Annotated in this window: 23 protein-coding genes; 9 read left to right on the top strand and 14 right to left on the bottom strand. The window is 57.2% G+C overall.

Annotated features, from left to right (window positions below):
* Positions 1–29 precede the first annotated feature (29 nt).
* From QQL78_RS10090 to thrS, 5 genes are all read right to left on the bottom strand, one after another.
* Complete coding sequence (locus tag QQL78_RS10090) at positions 30–572, bottom strand: DoxX family membrane protein (RefSeq protein ID WP_284373049.1); 543 nt, start codon at positions 570–572, stop codon at positions 30–32.
* Positions 569–1327 carry an HvfC/BufC N-terminal domain-containing protein gene (locus QQL78_RS10085; protein ID WP_284373047.1) on the bottom strand — a complete coding sequence of 253 codons (759 nt, stop codon included), beginning with the start codon at positions 1325–1327 and terminating at the stop codon, positions 569–571. Before QQL78_RS10085 ends, QQL78_RS10090 begins: the two co-directional genes overlap by 4 nt.
* Positions 1324–2172 (bottom strand): MNIO family bufferin maturase, encoded by an 849-nt coding sequence (gene bufB, locus QQL78_RS10080; protein WP_284375536.1) that lies wholly within the window; start codon positions 2170–2172, stop codon positions 1324–1326. The genes QQL78_RS10085 and bufB overlap by 4 nt, the downstream gene beginning before the upstream one ends.
* Before the next feature lie 62 nt (positions 2173–2234).
* A complete protein-coding gene (locus tag QQL78_RS10075) occupies positions 2235–2537 on the bottom strand; it encodes a BufA1 family periplasmic bufferin-type metallophore (RefSeq protein ID WP_284373045.1) in 303 nt (100 codons plus the stop codon).
* 227 nt (positions 2538–2764) lie between these two features.
* Entirely contained in the window at positions 2765–4714 is a 1950-nt protein-coding gene (thrS, locus tag QQL78_RS10070) for a threonine--tRNA ligase (RefSeq protein WP_284373043.1), read from the bottom strand.
* Positions 4715–4903: 189 nt separating this feature from the next.
* On the opposite strand from thrS, the gene QQL78_RS10065 reads away from it, so the two are divergent.
* The gene (locus QQL78_RS10065; protein WP_284373042.1) at positions 4904–5149 is read left to right on the top strand and encodes a hypothetical protein; all 246 of its coding nucleotides are present in this window, start codon (positions 4904–4906) and stop codon (positions 5147–5149) included.
* On the opposite strand, the gene QQL78_RS10060 is transcribed toward QQL78_RS10065, so the two are convergent.
* Both QQL78_RS10060 and QQL78_RS10055 read right to left on the bottom strand, forming a co-directional pair.
* Entirely contained in the window at positions 5146–5571 is a 426-nt protein-coding gene (locus QQL78_RS10060; protein WP_284373040.1) for an MAPEG family protein, read from the bottom strand. The genes QQL78_RS10065 and QQL78_RS10060 overlap by 4 nt on opposite strands.
* A 10-nt stretch (positions 5572–5581) precedes the next feature.
* A complete protein-coding gene (locus QQL78_RS10055; protein WP_284373038.1) occupies positions 5582–6328 on the bottom strand; it encodes an ArsR/SmtB family transcription factor in 747 nt (248 codons plus the stop codon).
* Between the two features lie 113 nt (positions 6329–6441).
* Between QQL78_RS10055 and QQL78_RS10050 the strand changes: the two genes are divergently transcribed.
* The 4 genes from QQL78_RS10050 (at position 6442) to QQL78_RS10035 (ending at position 9090) form a co-directional block, all read left to right on the top strand.
* Complete coding sequence (locus tag QQL78_RS10050; RefSeq protein WP_284373036.1) at positions 6442–7194, top strand: alpha/beta fold hydrolase; 753 nt, start codon at positions 6442–6444, stop codon at positions 7192–7194.
* Between the two features lie 26 nt (positions 7195–7220).
* Positions 7221–7649 carry a VOC family protein gene (locus tag QQL78_RS10045; RefSeq protein ID WP_284373034.1) on the top strand — a complete coding sequence of 143 codons (429 nt, stop codon included), beginning with the start codon at positions 7221–7223 and terminating at the stop codon, positions 7647–7649.
* 17 nt (positions 7650–7666) lie between these two features.
* Complete coding sequence (locus QQL78_RS10040; protein WP_284375534.1) at positions 7667–8320, top strand: hypothetical protein; 654 nt, start codon at positions 7667–7669, stop codon at positions 8318–8320.
* A gap of 89 nt (positions 8321–8409) precedes the next feature.
* Positions 8410–9090: an alpha/beta fold hydrolase gene (locus QQL78_RS10035; protein ID WP_284375532.1), complete on the top strand. Its 681-nt coding sequence runs from the start codon at positions 8410–8412 to the stop codon at positions 9088–9090.
* A 15-nt stretch (positions 9091–9105) separates the two neighbouring features.
* Here QQL78_RS10035 and QQL78_RS10030 read toward each other — a convergent pair whose 3' ends face one another.
* Positions 9106–9684, bottom strand: a complete 579-nt coding sequence (locus tag QQL78_RS10030) for a DUF6151 family protein (protein ID WP_284373032.1) — start codon at positions 9682–9684, stop codon at positions 9106–9108.
* Entirely contained in the window at positions 9685–10974 is a 1290-nt protein-coding gene (phaZ, locus tag QQL78_RS10025; protein WP_284373030.1) for a polyhydroxyalkanoate depolymerase, read from the bottom strand.
* Positions 10975–11079: 105 nt separating this feature from the next.
* Here phaZ and QQL78_RS10020 point away from each other — a divergent pair, with 105 nt between their 5' ends.
* Both QQL78_RS10020 and QQL78_RS10015 read left to right on the top strand, forming a co-directional pair.
* Positions 11080–12885, top strand: coding sequence for a PHA/PHB synthase family protein (locus QQL78_RS10020; protein WP_284373028.1), 1806 nt, complete (start codon positions 11080–11082; stop codon positions 12883–12885).
* Between the two features lie 155 nt (positions 12886–13040).
* Positions 13041–13484 carry a phasin family protein gene (locus QQL78_RS10015; RefSeq protein ID WP_284375531.1) on the top strand — a complete coding sequence of 148 codons (444 nt, stop codon included), beginning with the start codon at positions 13041–13043 and terminating at the stop codon, positions 13482–13484.
* A gap of 107 nt (positions 13485–13591) precedes the next feature.
* Here QQL78_RS10015 and QQL78_RS10010 read toward each other — a convergent pair whose 3' ends face one another.
* A complete protein-coding gene (locus QQL78_RS10010) occupies positions 13592–14482 on the bottom strand; it encodes a LysR family transcriptional regulator (RefSeq protein ID WP_284373026.1) in 891 nt (296 codons plus the stop codon).
* Between the two features lie 101 nt (positions 14483–14583).
* Here QQL78_RS10010 and QQL78_RS10005 point away from each other — a divergent pair, with 101 nt between their 5' ends.
* Both QQL78_RS10005 and phaR read left to right on the top strand, forming a co-directional pair.
* On the top strand, positions 14584–15495 hold the full coding sequence (locus QQL78_RS10005; RefSeq protein ID WP_284373024.1) for an NAD(P)H-binding protein: 912 nt from the start codon (positions 14584–14586) through the stop codon (positions 15493–15495).
* An 84-nt stretch (positions 15496–15579) separates the two neighbouring features.
* Positions 15580–16164, top strand: coding sequence for a polyhydroxyalkanoate synthesis repressor PhaR (phaR, locus tag QQL78_RS10000; RefSeq protein ID WP_284373023.1), 585 nt, complete (start codon positions 15580–15582; stop codon positions 16162–16164).
* Positions 16165–16182: 18 nt separating this feature from the next.
* On the opposite strand, the gene QQL78_RS09995 is transcribed toward phaR, so the two are convergent.
* From QQL78_RS09995 to QQL78_RS09980, 4 genes are read right to left on the bottom strand one after another with little or no spacing between them, the layout of a single operon-like run.
* Complete coding sequence (locus QQL78_RS09995; RefSeq protein WP_284373021.1) at positions 16183–17487, bottom strand: NAD(P)/FAD-dependent oxidoreductase; 1305 nt, start codon at positions 17485–17487, stop codon at positions 16183–16185.
* Between the two features lie 4 nt (positions 17488–17491).
* The gene (locus tag QQL78_RS09990) at positions 17492–18850 is read right to left on the bottom strand and encodes a glutamine synthetase family protein (protein WP_284373019.1); all 1359 of its coding nucleotides are present in this window, start codon (positions 18848–18850) and stop codon (positions 17492–17494) included.
* On the bottom strand, positions 18850–19527 hold the full coding sequence (locus QQL78_RS09985; protein ID WP_284373017.1) for a type 1 glutamine amidotransferase: 678 nt from the start codon (positions 19525–19527) through the stop codon (positions 18850–18852). The genes QQL78_RS09990 and QQL78_RS09985 overlap by 1 nt, the downstream gene beginning before the upstream one ends.
* 9 nt (positions 19528–19536) lie before the next feature.
* Complete coding sequence (locus QQL78_RS09980; protein WP_284373015.1) at positions 19537–20871, bottom strand: glutamine synthetase family protein; 1335 nt, start codon at positions 20869–20871, stop codon at positions 19537–19539.
* Positions 20872–20940 lie beyond the last annotated feature (69 nt).

Genomic DNA, 20940 nt, shown 5'->3' with positions numbered 1-20940 from the left:
CTGCATAGCCGCAGGCACGCCCTGCGATTTTACCCGGATTTTGATGCCAGGGCACGGTCAAAAGACAATGGCCCGGCCCCTTTGATCACCAGCACCAGTAAGAGAAAAACCCAAAGGGCGCGCTGGTCGAGGATGACGGCGTCGGGAAAGCGATCGAACCACGCACCCAGCGCATCTGTCGCGCCATGGCCGTAAATGTCCGTCAGCGATTGTACGGTGACAAACCCGATCATCCCCAGCGCCGCAAGCCGGGTCAACAGGCCCAGAACAATCAGCACGGGAAGGATGAACTCGGCCCAAGTCCCTGCAAGTACTATGATTTTATGAAAGAAGGAGAGCGCATCAGTGTCGTAACCGGCAGCCTCCAACACGCGTGGGAAAATCTGCGCATAGGCCCCGACTGATGGTGTCCAGATCCCGGAAAAACCCTCGCCAAGTTTTGTCAGGCCAGAATTCAGGAAATAGACCAGCAGGATGGCTGCGAAGAGGAAACGCGCCACGGTGGGCAAGAGCCAATCGGCGCGCTCAAGTTTGGCGACGATAGTGGCATAAAGGGACAAAAGTGCAGTCATGTCAGGTCCTTATGGTTCAATGTGGCGAAAGCACCGGTGCTAAGTGCTAGGCCCAGGCTTGTAGATAGATCGAAATCTGGGGCGGTGGCCGTTGCCGCATCATGGGCCGCCCCGAAAGTTGCCTTGGCATCAAGTTCAGCAAGCCACTGGGCGGCCCCGGTGGGAAGTAGATGCGGAGCAGGATCAAACGTTTGACGTGTGATCAGTATATCCTGTGCGGCATTGCGCGGTTTGCCGACATCGCGGTTTTGGTTATAGGCCCAGATGTCGAAAAGTGGCCAAGCGGATCGCAGGATGATCGTGGCAGGCGCGAGGGTAAGCGTCGCGGTGAGCAGAGCCTCAGGCGACAGGAGTTCAAAGCCGCTGGGGTCAAATGGGGCGACATCTGCGGCGTGATAGGACTGGCGCAAGGCCAGATCCAGGCGTGCAGCATCGGGCAGATAGGCAATATGTGAAAGTGGCGTGAAGGTTTCCAGGAACTCAGGAAATTCAATGCCATAGAACATCATCAGCGGAGAAGAGGGCGGGTGCTGGCGCACAAAGAGACGGGCGAGCTGGGCGAAATTCTGGGCACCGATCAGTTTGCCAACCAAGGGAAAGGCGGTTTTCATCGCCTCGATTAGCGAGCTGGTGACGTTGTTGCGATAGACCGCATAGCGCTTGCCAGCGGGCCCAGAAGCGCCGTCAGTAAGCCCTTGCGGCACCGGGGCAGTAGGGTCCAGCAGGGCTGCGCGAAAGGTGGTCTGATCTGTCACGTGGTCAACGCAAGTGCCGCGCGGGTGGCTTCGGCTTTCAGGGTCGGCCAATCCGGGACGTCATTGTCCCATTCGATCAAGACCGGTGCCGGGCCGGTCTGCGCCAGCGTATATTCCAAAAGGGTCCAGACCGGGTCAACAACGGGTTTGCCATGGCTGTCGATCAACAGGGTGGCCCCGTGGTCATCCTGATCCTCATCATGCCCGCCGACGTGAAGCTCTGCGACCTTGTCCGTTGGGAAGGCATCTATATAGGCTTCCGGGCTGAGGCCCAGATTGGTCGCGGAGATGAACACATTGTTCACATCCAGCAAGAGACCACAGGTGGTTCTGTGGGTAACTTCAGCTAGAAAGTCGGTTTCCGACAAGCTGGATTCTGCGAAGGCTAGGTAGCTTGACGGGTTTTCCAGCAACATTTGACGGCCCAGAACGTCCTGAACCTGATTGATGTGATCCGCCACGCGCGTCAATGTCGCCGGCGTATAGGGCAGGGGCAGCAGATCGTTCAGAAATTCGCTGCCATGGGTGGACCATGCCAGGTGTTCGGAAAAACTGGCCGGTTTGATCCAGTCGCACAGTTTTTTCAGGCGGGCCAGATGGGAGGTATCAAGCGGGGCCTCGCCGCCGATAGACAGGCCGACACCATGTACAGAAATGGCGAATTGTTCGGATAGGGCGGCAAGCTGTGCAAGCGGGCGGCCGCCGTCGCCCATGTAATTTTCGGCATGGACCTCGACCCATGCCACTGGGCCGGGATCGGATCGCAAGTCATTGAAATGTTGTGGTTTATATCCCACGCCAATGGCGTTTGGCAGGCGGTCAAAGCGGGTGGAGGTGTCAAGCATGAACATCTGATCCTCTTTGAACGGGGGACCTTGGGCGGGAAATCCGCCCAAGGTGAACGGGCTTATGCAGGCAGGTCGCGATCAAGTGCTTCAAGCGAGCCTGTCCGCTCTGTGCCGTCTGCCATCTCCGGCAATTCGATCTCTTCGCAGGTGCCTGCGTCAACCAAAGTCCAGGCGTTGCCCTGATAATCGGTGACGGAAGTGCCAGCACATGTTGTGCCGGGGCCGGCGGCGCAGTCGTTTGCACCAGCCAGGGAAACGCCATAACATTTTTCTTTTGATGCGGCATCGGCGGCTGTTGTCTGTGCTGTCATTGCGGCAGCAACGGCACCGGCGATGGCGACTGATTTCATTACGTTAGACATGTGATCTTCCTTCTTTGTTCATTAGGGTCACAGGGTGATGAGGACACTAAAACACCCAGTGAATGATAAATCCATTCACGAGCAAGTGTGTCACGATCCTGTCAGGTTTTTTGCCCGAAACATTGCTAATATTACGGGAATCTACTGCAACTGTCACGGTTTGTTACAGATTTTGCAGGTCCGGCAGCGTTGTAATCTGCCGAACCTGTCGAAATATTACAGCCGGTTTACGCGCGCAGGTCAGGCGGTGTGGCCTCAACCGCCAATTCCCGGGCAACATCACTCAGCGCCTGAACGGATGTTTGTTTTTGCCCCAAACGGCGGACAGAAACGGTCTTTTCCTCAACTTCGCGTGCACCGACGGCCAGAATGACCGGCACTTTGCCAACAGAATGTTCGCGGACCTTATAGTTGATCTTTTCGTTGCGCATGTCAGCTTCGGCGCGCACGCCTGCGGCTTTCAGGGTCTCGACGACCTCCGTGACATAGTCGTCCGCTTCGGAGGTGATGGAGGCCACGACAACTTGGCGCGGTGCCAACCAGAAGGGCAGCTTACCAGCGTGTTCCTCGATCAGGATGCCGATGAAACGCTCAAACGAGCCCAGTGTCGCGCGGTGCAGCATGACGGGGCGGTGCTTGCCGCCGTCGGACCCGACATAGGTTGCGTCCAGCCGCTCGGGCAGGACGAAATCAACCTGATGGGTGCCGCACTGCCAGTCGCGTCCGATGGCATCGGTCAGGACGAATTCCAGTTTCGGGCCATAAAACGCACCTTCACCGGGGTTCAGCTCTGGTTCGATCCCGGCTTTGCGGGTGGCGGACAGCAATGCCTCTTCCGCTTTATCCCAAACCTCGTCTGATCCTGAACGTGTCTCGGGGCGGTCCGAGAATTTGACCTTAAAGTTTTCGAACCCGAGGTCCTTGTAGATGCTGCGCAGGAATTCGATGTAGATCGCGGTTTCTTCCTCAATCTGGTCCTCGCGGCAGAAGATGTGGCCATCATCCTGTGTAAAGCCGCGCACCCGCATGATGCCGTGCAGGGCACCGGACGGTTCATAGCGGTTGCAGGAGCCAAATTCGGCCATGCGCAGGGGCAGGTCGCGATAGGACTTCATGCCTTGGTTGAAAATCTGTACGTGGCAGGGACAGTTCATCGGCTTCAGGGCGTTCACGGCCTTTTCGCGGGCATGCTCCTCGTCCACTTCGACGATGAACATGTTTTCTTGATATTTTTCCCAGTGACCCGAGGCTTCCCACAGCTTGCGGTCCACAACCTGCGGTGTGTTGACCTCGACATAGCCGCCTGCGCGTTGTTTGCGGCGCATGTAATCTTGCAGCTGGGTATAGATCAGCCAGCCGTTGGCGTGCCAGAAGACCTGACCGGGGGCCTCTTCCTGCATATGGTAGAGGTCCATTTCGCGGCCCAGCTTGCGGTGGTCGCGTTTGGCCGCTTCCTCAAGCATATTCAGATGTGCGCGCAGTTTTTCCTTGCCGGTGAAAGCGACACCGTAAATGCGTTGCAGCATGGCGCGGTCACTGTCGCCGCGCCAATAGGCACCGGCAATCGACATCAGCTTGAAGGCATCACCGGGCACTTGCCCGGTATGCTGTAAATGCGGGCCGCGGCAGAGGTCCTGCCAGTCGCCGTGCCAATACATGCGCAGCGGTTCATCGCCGGGAATGGCCTCGATCAGCTCCACCTTATAGGGCTCACCGTTGTCTTCATAATGTTTGATCGCGCGGGCGCGGTCCCAGACTTCGGTGCGGACTTCATCACGTTTATTGATGATTTCCTTCATCTTTTTCTCGATGGCCCCAAGGTCTTCGGGGGTGAAGGATTCGGCACGATCAAAGTCATAATACCAGCCGTCCTTGATCACCGGACCAATGGTTACTTTGGTATCGGGCCAGATTTCCTGCACCGCGCGGGCCATGATATGGGCCAGATCGTGACGCACCAGCTCATTGGCCTGCTCTTCGTCAGCCATGGTGTGAATGGCAATGTCGGCATCTGCGTCGATCGGCCATGCCAGATCGTAATGCGCCCCGTTTACGGTGGCGCTGATCGCCTTTTTGCCAAGGGATTTGGAGATGTCGGCCGCGACTTCGCCCGCAGTGATACCTGCGTCGTACTGTCGTGCATTGCCATCAGGAAGGGTGAGTGAGATTTGAGCCATCAATGGGCCTCCTCGTCAGTTTGGCGCCCACGAGACGCCCGGTTGCGGGTTATATGTGGCGGTCTTGTGGCGCGGCTTGCCGGTCAGGTCAAGAGGGACAAATCTATGTGTTGACTGCGACGGGTCATGAAGTATTTACGACACATAGGTCGGCAGCTGCGCTGACATGCACCGTTGGGGGATCACAGGATGCAAAGCTATAACCGGACGTTCCAGCTGACCATTGAGGATGTCGATCTGATCGAAGAGGCGCTGCGCGCACGCGGCCGCGAGCTGTGCAAGATGCGCCGCGCGCTGAGTGATGAAGATCTGGCGGGCATCGAAGCGATCCGTGTGATCGAACAAGATCAGCGCAATGGTGAAGAGTTGCTGGGCCGGCTGCATGATCAAAAGATCTTTTACCGGCCCAAAACATCGACCTACGTCAGCGGCTAAGCCATCCGGCTGGCAAAGACGGCATAGCCCAGCAGCAGGCAACAGACCCAGCCGATGTTATACAGCATCGGGCGCAGGGGCATGCGGGCCCAGCCGGTGATCATGCCCACCGCATGGGCAATGCGCACCCAGAAGAACAGGATCGCGACCCAATAGGTCAGCGATGTGAATCCGTTGACGCGATCAAGGATCAGCACCAGCACTGCAAAGGGCACAAATTGCTCAAGTAGGTTCAGATGTGCGCGATGGGCACGGTGGACCCATGCGGGCAGTTCGTTCAGGTTTCCGGGGCGCAAAAACGTATCCGGTGCGCCTTCGGGCAGGGGGTTACGCACCACCCCTACAATATAGGGGATCCACATCGATGCGGCAAAAAGGGTGAGGCATGTCAAAATGCCAAGCTCTGTCGGGAAGGTTTCCATCGGTTTCTCCCTACATCGCCATTTTCAGGGCAGTGCCGGTTTCCAGCCATGACTTGAGCGATGCGGCAAGGCGCGCCCAGCCTTCGCCAACCCCCTGCTGCCCTTCGGGGACATCATAATGTTCGATGGTCAGTTTGCAGATATCTCCCTGTGGCTCGATGATGAAGGCCATCCGCGAACCCGGAGCGTCAGGACCAAAGAAATGCGGTTCAAACTCCGCTTCGATGCGGGTTTTGGGAACCACCTTGGTCGGGCGCTGCGTCAGCATTTTGTTGCCATCGGGCAGAATCCAAGTCAGCGCGCCGCCTTCGACGGCCTCGCCCTCCACACGTTCGCACATGAAGTGATAGGCCGCCATGCTGGCCGGATCGCTGAGCGCATCCCACAGGGCGTCCTGCGTACAGCGGATAAAGGTCTGCATCATGAAATCGGGTTTGGTCATCAGGTGGTTCCTTTCTAGGGTTGATTTGAGGTCCAGCACTGCTCGGGCCACTGGTTTTGCGCGCATCGGCTCAATCCAGCGATCAATGGTTTGTTGCAGGGTCACGGCGTTCAGATAGTGATATTTGAATCGCCCTTTCTTGCGGGTCACGACCAGCCCGGCGGATTCCAGCACACCAAGGTGTTTCATCACGCCAAAACGGGTCATCTCCAGCAGTTCGGTCAGCTCTTGCAGGCTTTGCCCGTCCTTTTGACGCAGGGCGTCCAGCAGGGTGCGGCGGGCCGGATCGGCAAGGGCTTTGAAAACTGCGTCCATATCATCCTTATAGGTGGCTAAATAGTCACGTGACAAGTGAGTTACATATTAAATCCGACTGTTGAACTTGGGCAGATGCGGGCGCATGATTGCGAAAAAACAAGGAGACACCCATGGGTGAGCCATCATTTTTGTCAACAAAACAAGGGCGCAAGCTCGCGTATCATCGTACAGAGGGGCGCGGGCCTTGGGTGGTGTTTTTAGGTGGCTTAAAATCGGACATGCAGGGCACCAAAGCGGTGTTTCTGGAGGAATGGGCAAAGAAGCAGGGGCGTGCGTTCCTGCGGTTTGACTACTCCGGCCATGGCGAATCGTCTGGTGAATTTACCGAGGGCTGCATCGGCGATTGGGCTGAAGACACGGCCGAAGCGGTGGCGGCGCTGACCGATGGGCCGATCCTGCCTGTAGGCTCATCGATGGGGGGCTGGCAGGCGCTTTTGCTGGCACGGGCCATGCCCGAACGGGTAGCAGGGTTGGTCACCATCGCCGCCGCGCCTGATTTCACCGAAGACGGCTATTGGGCAGGGTTTTCGGATGCGCAGAAGCAGACCCTGGAAGAGGTCGGGCATGTCGAGCTGCCCTCTGACTATATGGAGCCCTATGTCATCACCAAGCGAATGATCGAGGACGGGCGTGACCAATTGGTCCTGCGCAGCCCGCTGGCATTGCCTTTCCCGGTGCGTTTCCTGCAAGGTACGGCAGATACGGCGGTCAGCGTGGAAACCGCTGTGCGCCTGTTGGAACATGCCACGGGGCCGGACATGCAGTTGCGTCTGGTCAAGGATGCGGATCACCGGTTTTCTGACGGGCCATGTCTGGGGCTGATTGCAAAGGCGATAGATGAAGTGGAGCAGGCAAGCCTTTGAATACAAGTCTTAAAGGAGCGCATCTAATGCAGCAGAGAATCTCGCTTATCACCCTTGGGGTGCAGGATATGACAACCATGGCTGCCTTTTACGATGCGCTTGGCTGGCAACGTGTGGAGACGCAGGATGGGGTGGTTGCCTATGATCTGATTGGCCAGACTTTGGGTCTTTATCCGATCGAAAAGCTGGCCGAAGACATGGGTGTTGATGTGCAAGAGCTGGGCCACGGGGCGATGACCCTTGGCCATAACGTTTCAGAAAAATCCGAAGTGGCGGCGGTGTTGGACGCGGCCAAAGCGGCGGGGGCGCGTATCCTGAAACCGGCATCGGATGTGTTCTGGGGTGGGCATCATGGCTATTTCCAAGATCCCGAAGGGCATATCTGGGAGGTGGCGCATAACCCGTTTTCGCCATTGCGCGAGGATGGGGCGTTTCGCTGGAACGGATTTGGCTGATGCGCAAACCGGCCGGCATGTGGAGCCTTGAGACCTTTGGCCGCCAACGTCTGTCCAGATATTTCTTTATGCGCGATTTCATGTATTCCGAGATTTCGGCCTTTCATGGCATCCCGAATATTCCCGAAAACCCGGATCTGGTGCTGGAGAATGGCCGTGCCTATTGCAGGCTTTTGCTGGATCCGCTTGAGGAAACCTTTGGCCGCATCGGCCTGCGCTCTGGCTACCGCTCGCCGACATTGAACCGATACGGCAATGAAAACAAACTGAACTGTGCCCGCAACGACAACCCTTTGGAATGCCATATCTGGGATTGGGGGCAGGGGGCGCAGGCGGTTGCGGGGGCAACAATTGTGGTGCCCTGGTTCGCGGATCAATATGATCAGGGGCGCGACTGGCGTGATCTGGCCTGGTGGCTGCATGATCATCTGCCCTATTCAGAGATGTGGTTTTTCCCGAAGCTGGCCGCGCTTAATCTGGTCTGGCGCCCCGATCCGCAGCGCACTATTTCCAGCTATATTGCGCCCCGGGGCATGCTGCTGCGGGCAGGGGAAGCGGCGGATGAGACGGCAGAGGAGCGCCGGGCACGATATGCTGATTTCCCGCCGTTTCGGGGGTTGAGGCCCCCAGCGGCCCCAGCGTATGCTGCAAATGGACCGCCCATACTCTAGGGTGGCACTCGAACCGCGCGGAGCAATTTCTTCATGTCATTTCAACGGTGTACCTCTTGACGCACGAACCTTTGGTCCTTCTGCCCGGCATGATGTGTGACGCACGTCTTTTTGGCCCGCAAATTGCTGAACTGTCTTCGGATATGGCCGTGATGGTCGCCCCCGTCACCCAAGGGGAGCGGATCGAGGAAATCGCCTCGGGGTTGCTGGATCTATTGCCCAAACGGTTTGCCCTTGCAGGGCTCAGCATGGGCGGGATTGTCGCGATGGAGCTGCTGCGCCGCGCGCCGGACCGCATATCGCGGATTGCCTTGATGGATACCAACCCTTTGGCGGAAACGCCGGTGGTGGCAGCCAACCGTGAACCGCAGATCGTCAAGGTCCGTTCGGGTCGGCTGTTGGAGGTGATGCGCGATGAGATGAAGCCGAATTATCTGGCCCCCGGCCCCTATCGGGGGGAGGTGATGGAGCTGGTGATGGACATGGCCGAGACGCTGGGCCCAGAGGTGTTTATTCGTCAATCACGTGCGCTTCAGCGGCGGCGCGACCAACAGGCGGTGCTGCGCAAATGCCGCACGCCGGCCCTTGTGTTATGTGGTGAGCATGATCAGCTGTGCCCGGTCAAGCGCCATAGTTTCATGGCAGAGCTGATCCCCTATGCGGAATTGGTGGTGATACCGGATGCGGGGCATCTGCCCACGCTGGAAAGACCTGCCGAAACCACAGAAGCAATCCGCAACTGGATGCGGCAACCGCTGGTTCTGCAATAGGGGCTGGAACTGGGGCTAAGGGGTGTTCTGTGCAAGAATCCTTGCGATTTCACCTTTTGGCAGCACTTTGACCTCGGCAACGGGTTTCAGCGTTTCAGTATCGAAAAACGGTGTCTGTGTCCAACGTCCGGTGATCCGCCCGATCAAGGCCCGCCACAACATGCCAATCACCAAAGGCAGGATGCCTTCGTGGCGCTGTTTGCCATCATCTGCAGGGATGAAACCACGCGAGGCAACAGGGCCTAGTGGCGTGGGGTCATCGATCCGATTCGTGCGCAAGGCAGCAAAGGAAACCTTTGGGTTGCGAAGTGTGTTGAACAGCAAAGCGCCACAGCAGGAGGCCTGCCAGCGCAGCAGGTTCTTGGGGCCGAAGGAAAACACTGCCAGCTGGTCCTGACCTGACTGAAAGCTGATCTTGTCTGGGGTGGTTTGATAGACGGTGATGCCCTCACCGCCGGGGTCTGCATCACCAGTATGGATGTCCGCAGCGCGGCAGGACTGGCAGAAACAGCGGGCATGATTGCCCCAACCAATGTCAGATAAGGTCCCCTGTATCCTGCCACATCGACAAGAGAAGGGGACCTGAGCCCGCATTTAGGCGGCTTTACTTTTCTTGGCGGAGGCAGATTTGCCCTTGGCCGGGGTGGGGGCCGTCTCGCCATGCGCGTCAATGAAATCCAACACCAAGGGGCGGATGTTCTTGCGCCAGCTTTTGCCAGCAAAGATACCGTAGTGCCCCGCGCCGTCTTCAAGGTGGCTGGCTTTCTTGTCGTCCGGCAGGCCGGTCAGCAGGTCAAGCGCCGCGACACATTGGCCAGGTGCTGAAATGTCATCCTTGGACCCTTCGACGGTTTTCACCGCGACTGTGGTGATCTTGCCAATATCCACGTGCCGCCCGGCAACGGTGAACTGGTTCTTGGCGATCTCGCCTTCTTTGAAAATCCGGTCGACGGTCGACAGGTAGAATTCTGCCGGCATATCCATCACGGCCAGATATTCATCGTAGAACTTGTTGTGCTTGTCATGCTCATGAGCTTCGCCACGCATGACATTGCTGATCTGGTCCTGAAACGCCTTCATATGAGTTTCGGCATTCATCGAAATAAAGGAATTCAGCTGCAACAGGCCGGGATAGACCATGCGCCCGACGCCAGCATATTTAAAGCCGACGCGCTGGATCATCATTTCTTCCAGCTGGCCCATGGTAACGGAATGACCAAAGTCGGTCACATCTGTTGGGGCGGCGGAAGGATCAATCGGCCCACCGATCAATGTCAGTGTGCGCGGCTGTGCGGCGGGATCTTCTTCGGCAAGATAGGCGGTTGCGGCCAACGCTAGTGGGGCCGGCTGGCATACAGCGATGACATGGGTATCGGCACCCAGCTCGCGCATGAAATCAACAAGGTAAAGTGTGTAATCCTCGATATCGAACTTGCCGGCGCTGACTGGGATGTCGCGCGCATTGTGCCAGTCGGTGATATAGAGGTCACAATCAGGCAGCAGCGAAATAACGGTGGAGCGCAGCAGGGTTGCATAGTGGCCGGACATCGGTGCCACCAGCAAAACCTTGCGTTTGGGTTCTGTACGACCCTGAACGCGGAAATGCAGCAGATCGCCAAAGTCACGTTTCACAACGATTTCCTCGACAACAATGCGGTCCTGACCGTTGGATCCTACGAAAGGCGGGATGTTCCAGTCGGGTTTTGTCACCATCCGCGAGAAACTACGTTCCGTCACTTCGCCCCAGGCAGCCATCCATTCAAGCGCAGGGTTTGGAAACATAGAGAAAGCAGGGTATGATGCAATGGCAAGCGCTGAGGCACCCATCCATTGGTTCGTGTTCCGTACCGTTTCCATAAGATCGTAGGTTGCCATATAGCGCATGTGGGGGGTCTCCTTTTTGGGCCCGTGTATGGGCATGCCATCGCTCCTGCCCCTGAAGAGGGCGACGTTATGCTGCAAGTGCGAAGATAGGAGCAAAAGGTTAAGATGACAACTAAAACAACCGATAACCCTGCAACGGCCGAAATTTCTGCGGCACGTATGGCTGAAAATCTGCGAAAAGTCGAAGCTCTGACCGAGCGTCTGGGGCAGGTGATGAGTAGCCGGCAGGGGCATCAGGCGGCGCTGGATGGGCCGAATCAAGAGTTGTTTGCCAAGGCCGGACAGGCCTATGCATCCGAGGCGCTGACCAACCCGGCCAAGCTGATGGAACATCAGATGGGCTATTGGACGAAAACGGTCACCCATTTTATGGAAGCACAACAAGCCTTGGCCAAGGGCACCCTATCTGCCCCCGAGGATAAGACCGGCACTGACCGACGCTTTGCTAACCCATTGTGGGAAACGCACCCCTATTTCAATTTTGTTAAACAACAATATCTGATCAATGCCGCCGCCGTGACACAGGCGGTTGAAGACGTCACTGACATGGAGCCGCGCGAAAAGCAGCGGCTGGCCTATTTCAGCCGCCAGATTGTCGACATGATGAGCCCGACCAATTTTCTGGCCACCAACCCCGACGCTTTGCAACGGGCGATCGACACAGAGGGCGAAAGCCTGATCAAGGGTCTGGAAAACCTGATTGGCGATCTGGAATCAAACAATGGTGAATTGATCGTTAAGCTTGCCGATGAAAAAGCGTTCGAGCTGGGTCGTAACATCGCAACCTCACCGGGCAAGGTGGTGTTTCGCAACAAGATGTTCGAGCTGATCCAATATGCGCCAACAACGGAAAAGGTGCATGCTACGCCACTGCTGATCTTTCCGCCTTGGATCAACAAATTCTACATTCTGGACCTCAAGGAACAGAATTCCCTGGTCAAATGGCTGGTGGATCAGGGGCATACCTTGTTTATGATCTCATGGGTGAACCCCGATGCCACCTATCGCGATGTCGGCATGGAAGACTACATCGAAGACGGGTATCTGGCCGCAATCCGCGAGGTGAAAAAGATCACCGGCGAGAAAAAGGTCAATGCGGTGGGCTATTGCATCGCCGGAACCACCCTGTCGTTGACCCTGAGTCTGATGAAACAGCGGGGCGACAAATCGGTCAAATCCGCCACCCTGTTCACTGCGCTGACGGATTTTTCTGATCAGGGGGAATTCCGGCCTTTCCTGACGGATGACTTTATCGACGGGATCGAGGCAGAGACAGCAGACAAAGGTATCCTGCCGTCCATCATCATGGCGCGAACCTTTTCCTACTTGCGGGCGAATGACCTTGTCTATGGGCCGGCGGTGAAAAGCTATATGATGGGAGAGACCCCACCTGCCTTTGATCTGCTGTACTGGAATGGCGATGGTGCCAACCTGCCGGCGAAAATGGCGATGCAGTATTTGCGCGGCCTGTGTCAGCGCAATGAACTGGCCGATGGCGGGTTTGACCTGATGGGGCATCATCTGGTGCTCGATGAGGTGGATGTGCCGCTGTGTGCCATTGCCTGCGAGACCGATCATATCGCGCCGTGGAAAGACAGCTATCGCGGGGTTCAGAAGATGGGGGCCAAGGACAAGACCTTTATCATGACCCAGTCAGGGCATATTGCCGGTATCGTCAATCCACCCTCGAAGGGGAAATACGGACATTATACCAATGAGGATATGGGGCTGACCCATGAGGACTGGCTGGAAGGGGCGAAGTTTCACACGGGATCCTGGTGGCCCCGTTGGGGAAAGTGGTTGGAGAAGCAGTCTGGCAAGATGATTCCCGCACGTATTCCGGGAGCCGATGGGCATAAAATCATCTCGGATGCGCCGGGGGAGTATGTGGCAAAGAAAGCAAACCACTGAATTCACATCTGATTTACCCTAGGTAAGAAAAATATGCTGCACCGCAGAAAAAGCTTGAAATGCTGCGGTGCAGCACGTATATCCTTTGCAGACGCAGAAACACGGGGCATCATCCCGGTTGGCGCCAAGTGAAAATGCAAATGAAGGATAGACAAATGACAAAGACACCAGACATGACAGCGATGCTGAAAGACGTAATGGGTGCTTTCCCGGTTGACACATCCGCAATGGAAGGCGCGTTCAAGACATCCGCTTCCCTGAATGAAAAACTTTCCGGCGTTGCTTTGAACGCAGTTGAGAAATCCACCGAGATTTCCACAAAGTGGACCAAAGAAACAGTTGCGAAAATGACTGAAATGTCAAAAGCCAAAGCTGAGCCAGCGGATTACGCCAAGGCAATGACCGACTTCGCTTCTGCTTCCGCAGAATCCGCAGCCGAGCACATGGCCGCTTTTGCTGAAATCGCCAAGAAGGTCCAGATGGACACTGTTGAGCTGATGATGGCTGCCGGCAAAGACGCACAGGAAGAAGCAACTGCTGCTGTTAAAAAAGCATCTAACGATGTTCAGGCTGCTGCCAAGAAAGCAACATCCAAGTAATAGCCGTTCCTACGGTTATGCGATCTCATCTGTTCCTATCGTAAGGAACGAGAGGTTAAGGCGGGCTTCCCTGAGCCCGCCTTTTTCTATGTTTGAAGAGTAACGAATTAGACCGGCGATAGCTTTTTGCCCAACATGCGGCCCAGTTCGTCATAGACCTTGCGGATGCGCGGGGTCTGGCGCAGCTCTGAATGTGCGGCCAGCCAAACCGGCAATTGCCCCACGGGATCGGGCCCGGACACACAGACCAGATCCGCATCGGCCTGCGCAATCACGTTCTGGTTAAAGCCGATGCCAAACCCGGCCCGCACCATTTGCCAGCAGACAACCTGATCGTCGCTGCGGAACTTGAAAGACGCGCGGTCTGCCTGCAGTCCAATGGCGCCCATTCCGTCGATGATCATCGTATTGCGATCATAGCCAACCAGATCATGATCAAGAATATCCTCAAATCCTTGAGGCGCGCCGCGCCGGGCGATGTAGTCGTGGCTGGCATAGGCTCCCATATCCAGATTGCCGATGTGTTTGGCGATCACATCACCTTGGGTCGGGCGGTACATCCGCACAGCAATATCCGCCTCGCGGCGCAACAGGTTGTTGGTGTCATCTGATGCAACAAGTTCGATTTCCACCTCGGGGTAGAGCAAGTGCAATTCGGTCAACACCTCAGGCAGCAGATAGGTGGCGACGATCTGGCTGGCCGTGATCCGCACCGCGCCGGCCATAGCGCCATCACCGCCGTCTGACAGGATCGACAGCCGCGCCGCCGCATCCGCCATTTCACCCGCATGCACCAATAACGCGCGGCCCTTTTCGGTCAGGGTGACACCCGTCTTGGTGCGGCTGAACAGGCGTGCACCCAGCGATTGTTCTAAGAGTGCGATATGGCGGCTCAGGGTGGGTTGGCTGCTGTGATGCGCACGGGCAGCGGCTGAAAGGGAGCCATGTTCAGCAACAGCGACAAAGGAATGCAGATGGGACCAGTCAATTTGAGGCATTAGGTATCCGATTTTGAATAACGGTAGGCAGTATTGGCCTAATGCTATCTGTTTTTCGATACCTTATCTGAGTTCATGACAAATGGAACAGGAGATATGGCATGGGCAAGGTAATCGTACTGGGGGCGAAGGGACGTTTTGGCAATGCGGCGGCACGGGCATTTGCAGAGGCCGGATGGCAGGTAATCGCGTTTGCCCGTAACTGGGACAAAGCGCCTGCGGCACCCATTCAAACGCTGGAGGGGGATGCGCGGGATCCTGCAACACTGGCGGCAGCCTGTCAGGGGTTTGATGTAATCGTGAACGCGCTGAACCCGCTTTACGAAAACTGGGTGCGGGATCTGATGCCCATGGCGCAGGCGGTGATTACGGCGGCAAAGGCCAGCGGGGCCACGGTGATCATCCCCGGCAATGTCTATAATTACGGGGCTGAGGGACCGGAGCTTTGGACAGAAACAACACCATGGCACCCGACGACACGTAAAGGCAGGCTGCGGGTGGAGATGGAAAACGCCTTTCGCAATGCAGGTGTGCGTACGATTGTGTTGCGTGGCGGCGACTTTATCACCGGGGGCATGACCACAAACTGGTTCGAGGCCCATATCGCCAAGGCTTCGCGCAAAGGGCGCACTATGTATCCGGGGCCTCGGGACCGGATACATGCATGGGCTTACCTGCCTGATATGGCCCGTGCCGCCGTACAGTTGGCCGAGCGGCGGGAGCAGTTTGCCGCGTTTGAGGAATTCGGCTTTGATGGATATACCCTGACAGGGGCGGAACTGATCGACGAAATCGCGCGAGCCACCGGCAAGACACAAAAGGTATCAGCCATGCCATGGCCGTTGCTGCGCCTTCTGGGGCTGTTCAACCGTCGCATGCGAGAGATCGGCGAAATGCAATACCTGTGGAATATACCGCACCGTATGGATGGCAGAAAACTGGAACGCACCTTGCCTGACTTTCGCCAAACTCCAGTGGCTGAGGCGATGCAACAGGCGCTTGCGGACCGTTAAATCCAATAGTTCGCAGGGTCACGCTTTCATTTTCCGCAATCTGTGCTTAAGCTGCAGTGCAGCAGGCCTTCTGGGAGGAAAACCGTGGCGGATACACCGAAACCCCTATTGATCAAGCGTTACGCGTCGCGGCGGCTTTATAACACCGAAACAAGCGATTATGTGACGCTGGAGGATATCGGCGGTTTCATTCGGGACGGCCGCGAAGTCCAGATTATCGACCTGAAGTCGGGCGATGATCTGACCCGCCAGTATCTGCTACAGATCATCGCGGAACACGAAAGCCGCGGTGAATCCGTGCTGCCGGTTGGCGTACTGAACGATTTGGTGCGCAGCTATATGTCCGGCAATGTCTCTGTAGTGCCGCAGTTCCTGCAAGCCTCCTTTGACATGTTGCGCGACGGGCAAAGCAAGATGGTCGAAAATATGAATTCGATCAATCCCTTGGCCAATATGCCCGGGATGACCGGCATGCCGGGCATGGAAGCGATGCAAAAGCAGCAGGAGGCGTTTCTGAAAGCCATGACCGGCGGTTGGGTAGGCGGTGGTGCCGGTACAACGGCACCAAGCCCAGAACCGGAACCAAGCTCTGCCGAACCTGCGGAAGATCTTGATGCGATCAAGAAACAGCTCGCAGATTTGCAGGACAAGCTGTCAAAACTCAAATGATCCTTTGACCGGTTCGGTTTAGACGCCCAACCGGTCACGCATCGCATACCAGCTCATCGCGAGGGCCAGTAACGGTGTGCGCATTGCGCTGCCACCGGGGAAAGCCGGGGTTGGGATCACCGACATCGTGTCAAACCCATCACCATCGCCCTGAACCGCGCGGGCCATCAATGCGCCCGCATGGGTCGCTGTGCCAACGCCGTGACCGGAATAGCCGGAGGCCGACAAGATGTTACGCCCGACCCGCGCCATATAGGGCAGGCGCTTCATGGTGATGGCCAGGGTGCCGCCCCACGCGTAGTCGATTTTCACGTCTTTCAACTGTGGAAACACCACTGACATCGGTTTGCGCACCTTTGCGGCAATATCGGTGGGGAACTTATAGCCATAGCTTTCACCACCGCCAAACAGCAGCCGCCCATCATGGCTAAGCCGGAAATAGTTCACAACAAACCGCCCGTCCGCCACTGCCACATCACGGGGCAAGACGTCTTTGACGCGATCCCCCAAGGGCTCGGTTGCGGCGACGAAGTTGTTGATCGGCATGACCCGCGCAGCAACCTTGCGGTTTAACCCGCCCAGATAGCCATTACAGCCCAGAATGACGTGATCCGCCACCACATGGCCCGCATCGGTTTGCACCTTGATCTTGGTGCCTTCCTCGATGTGATGGACCGCGCTGCCCTCGTGTATTCTGACGCCCGCGTCCTTCGCGGCCCGCGCCAGACCCAGCGCATAGTTCAGCGGATGCAGATGTGCCGCGCCCATATCGAGAATACCGCCGCGATAATCGGGGGAAGGGCAGACCGATTGCAGGGCCGCATGATCAAGGGTTTCGATCTGGTCATAGTTATATTGGCCACGCAGGAAATCCGCATATTCATGCAGCTCTGTGACATCGCTGTCCGTTGACGCGGTCCATGCCACGCCGGGTTTGAGGTGACAGTCGATGTTATGGGTCGTGATCAATTCCTTGGTGAGGGCGACCGCTTCCAGCCCCATATCCCAGAGGGTTGCAGCGTGATCAGCACCGGCCATCCGCGCCAGAGAATCCTGTTGTACCCGTTGCCCCGTGCCCAGTTGCCCGCCATTGCGCCCGGATGCGCCAAAGCCGACGCGCTGTGCCTCAAGCAGGATCACATCCCGCCCTGCCTGCGCCAGATGCAGGGCGGCGACCAAACCGGTATAGCCGCCGCCGATTACACAGACATCTGCGGTGGTGGCCCCCTTCAACGGGGTGAAACGGTCCTGCGGCGTGGCGGTTGCGGCGTACCAGCTGTCGGGGTACTGGCCGCGCTGGTCATTGGCGTAGAGCAGGTTCATCGTGTCACACGTTCAACAACAGGTGTTCACGCTCCCAAGGTGAAATCACCTGTAGGAACTCGTCATATTCCGCGCGTTTCACAATGCCGTAGACGCGGGCAAACTCTGGGCCAAGCACCTCATGCAGTGCGTTGGCTTCTTCAAAGATATCAAGCGCTTCACCCAATACGCGCGGGATATCCCCGTCACCGTCATAGGCATCCCCCTTGAATTGTTCCTTGGGATCTTTGGCATCCATCAACCCCAGATACCCACAGGCCAGAGAGGCCGCGATGGCCAGATAGGGGTTGCAATCCATCCCTGCCAGCCGGTTTTCCACCCGCCGCGCGGATGGGCCGGACAGCGGTACGCGGATGCCGGTGGTGCGGTTGTCATATCCCCATTCCAGATTGATCGGGGCGGCGTGATCTTTCACATAGCGCCGGTAGCTGTTCACATAGGGCGCGATCACCGCCAGCGCGGAGGGCATGTGGTTTTGCAATCCGGCGATGAAATGCATGAACTCGGGGGTTTCGCCGCCATCCTTGTCGGAAAAGATATTCGCGCCGGTTTTCTTGTCCAGAATCGAATGGTGGATATGCATCGCTGAACCGGGTTCATCGGCAATCGGCTTGGCCATGAAGGTGGCGTAGCATTGATGTCGCATCGCCGCTTCGCGGATCAGACGTTTGAAATAGAACACCTCATCGGCCAGTTTCACCGGATCACCATGCAGGAGGTTGATTTCCAACTGTCCCGCGCCGCCTTCCTGCGTGATGCCGTCAATCTCAAACCCCTGTGCCTCAGCGAAATCATAGATGTCGTCGATCACCGGGCCAAATTCATCTACCGCTGTCATCGAATAGGCCTGACGTGCGGCGGCGGGGCGGCCCGAACGGCCAATCATCGGTTCAATCTGATGCGCCGGGTCAAGGTTGCGCGCCACCAGAAAGAACTCCATTTCGGGGGCGACCACAGGCTCCCAGCCCTTGTCATGATAAAGCTGCACAACGCGCTTCAGCACATTGCGCGGTGAGAATTCGACGGGGTTATTATGGCGGTCATAGGCATCGTGAATGACCTGAAGTGTCCAGTCACCTGTCCAGGGGGCGGCGGTGGCTGTGCTCATGTCAGGCTTGAGGATCATGTCCTTTTCGGTGAAGCCTTCGTCGCCTGCGGCTTCACCCCAGTCGCCGGTGATGGTCTGATAAAAGATGCTGTCGGGCAGGTGGAAATACTCCTGCCGTGCAAATTTGGAGGCGGGTACCGCCTTGCCACGGGCAATGCCGGGCAGATCAGAGATGATGCATTCCACTTCGTCCAGCCGTTTGCCCTCAAGGTAAGTGGCGGCAGCTTCGGGCAGTGTTTCTTTCCAATCGGCCATCAGGCCCTCTCTTTCTTGAAAAATGCAGTCATCCGCGCGGCGACCTTCTCACGGTCCAGTGCGGTGTTCAGTTTGGCCTGTGCGGCTTTGATCTGTGGATCAGGCACCAAGCCCTTGCCACGATGGGTCAGCAGCCCTTCGATAAAATCATGATCGTATTCAGGATGCGGCTGGATGGTCCAGAAGGTGTCGCCATAAAGCAGGGCTGCATTGGCACAAAAATCGGTGGATCCGATAACCTCTGCCTCGGTGGGTTTGGTTGTGACCTGATCCTGATGCCAGGCATTGATCGCAAGGGTTTCCCCCTCAAGCGCATAGTCGACCGCGCCGACGGACCAGCCACCCTCGAACTTCTCAACCTTGCCACCCATCGCCTGGGCAATGATTTGATGACCAAAACAGACGCCGATCATCGGGACTTTCGCCCCGTAACAGTCGCGGATGAACTGTTCCAAAGGCGGAATCCACGGGTGGGGTTCATAAGCACCATGGCGCGAGCCAGTGATTAGCCAGCCTTCGGCGTCCTGTACGCTGTCCGGCATCTCGCCGTCGACAACAGACCAAGCCTGATAGGTAAACTCCTGATCACCCAAAAGCCGCTCGAAATATGCGTCATACCGTCCTTTGCCGGACAGTTCTTCGGGGGGGTGGCCCGTGATGAGAATGCCGATTTTCATGGAAAGTCCTTACACGGTTTCAAGGTAAATTTCGACCTGCTCTTCGCTGCTCAGCTCGGTCATGTCGCGCAGTTCCTGCCGTTTGGTCATCACCAGATTCCGAATAAGATCGGCAGGGAAAATCCGCGCGACGGCAGGGTCGGTTTCAAACAGATCAATCGCGGTTTTCCAGTCGCCCGGGATCTGCGGCAGATCAAGGCTGTAGGCATTGCCGGTGATGGGGGCAGTGGGCTGCGCGGCATCTTCGATACCGGCAATCGCGGCCCCCAGAACTGCGGTCAACATCAGATAGGGGTTCACGTCCCCCCCCGCGACACGGTGCTCAATGCGCCGTGCCTTCGGGTTGCCCGAGGGAATACGGATCGACGAGGTGCGGTTTTCATAGGCCCAGCAGACCGAGGTCGGGGCATGGGCATCCGGTACGATGCGGTCATAGCTGTTGGCATGGGGGGCAAAGATCAACCCCGACCCCTGCATTGCCTCAAGGCAGCCGGCAACCGCGTGACGCAGCACTTCAGTGCCCTCTGGGCCACCGTTGTCAAAGACGTTATTGCCGTCTTCATCCAGTACAGAGAAGTGCATATGCAGGCCGGACCCGGCGTAGTCGGGATAGGGTTTCGCCATAAAGCTGGCGGCAAACCCGTGTTTGCGCGCCAGGCCTTTAACCAGCATCTTGAACAGCCATGCATCATCTGCCGCCCGCAGTGCATCGTCGCAATGCATCAGGTTGATCTCGAACTGGCCCAGCCCCGCTTCGGAGATTGCGGTATCGGCGGGAATATCCATTTCCTCGCAGGCGTCATAGAGTTCGGTGAAAAAGTTGTCGAATTGGTCTAGGGCTCGCATTGACAGAATGTCCCCTGCCTGACGGCGTTTGCCAGAGCGTGGCGAGGGGGGCACCTGCAGTTTGCGCCCAGAATCATCGATCAGAAAGAATTCCAGCTCAACGGCGCAGACAGGGGTCAGGCCCTTTGCTTTGAAACGTTTCAATACTGCATTCAGGGCATGGCGCGGATCCCCGGCAAAGGGGCGGCCATCGTCGTGATACATCCAGATCGGCAGCAGGGCAGTTGGGTTCTCCAGCCACGGCATCGGCATGAAGCCGCGTTCGGTGGCCCGCAAAACGCCGTCTTTGTCGCCGCTGTCCATGACCAGCGGGCTGCCTTCGATGTCTTCGCCCCAGATATCAAGGTTGAGAACAGAAAAGGGGAACCGCGTGCCGTCCTCCAGCGCTTTATCAGCGAAACGGGTCGGAATACGTTTGCCGCGCGGTTGCCCGTTCAGGTCAGCAGCAGCAACCCGTACAGAGCGGACAGCAGGATTTTTTCGTAGCCAGTTATTCATAGCGCACCCTAAAGACGGTGGGCCAAGCGGTTTGGCAGCGCCCATTTGGGTCCGCCAAATGCACCCGCC

The organism is Sulfitobacter pacificus, from assembly GCF_030159975.1.
GTDB classification, from domain to species: Bacteria; Pseudomonadota; Alphaproteobacteria; order Rhodobacterales; family Rhodobacteraceae; genus Sulfitobacter; species Sulfitobacter pacificus.
This window is presented reverse-complemented; position numbering and strand designations above follow the sequence as displayed.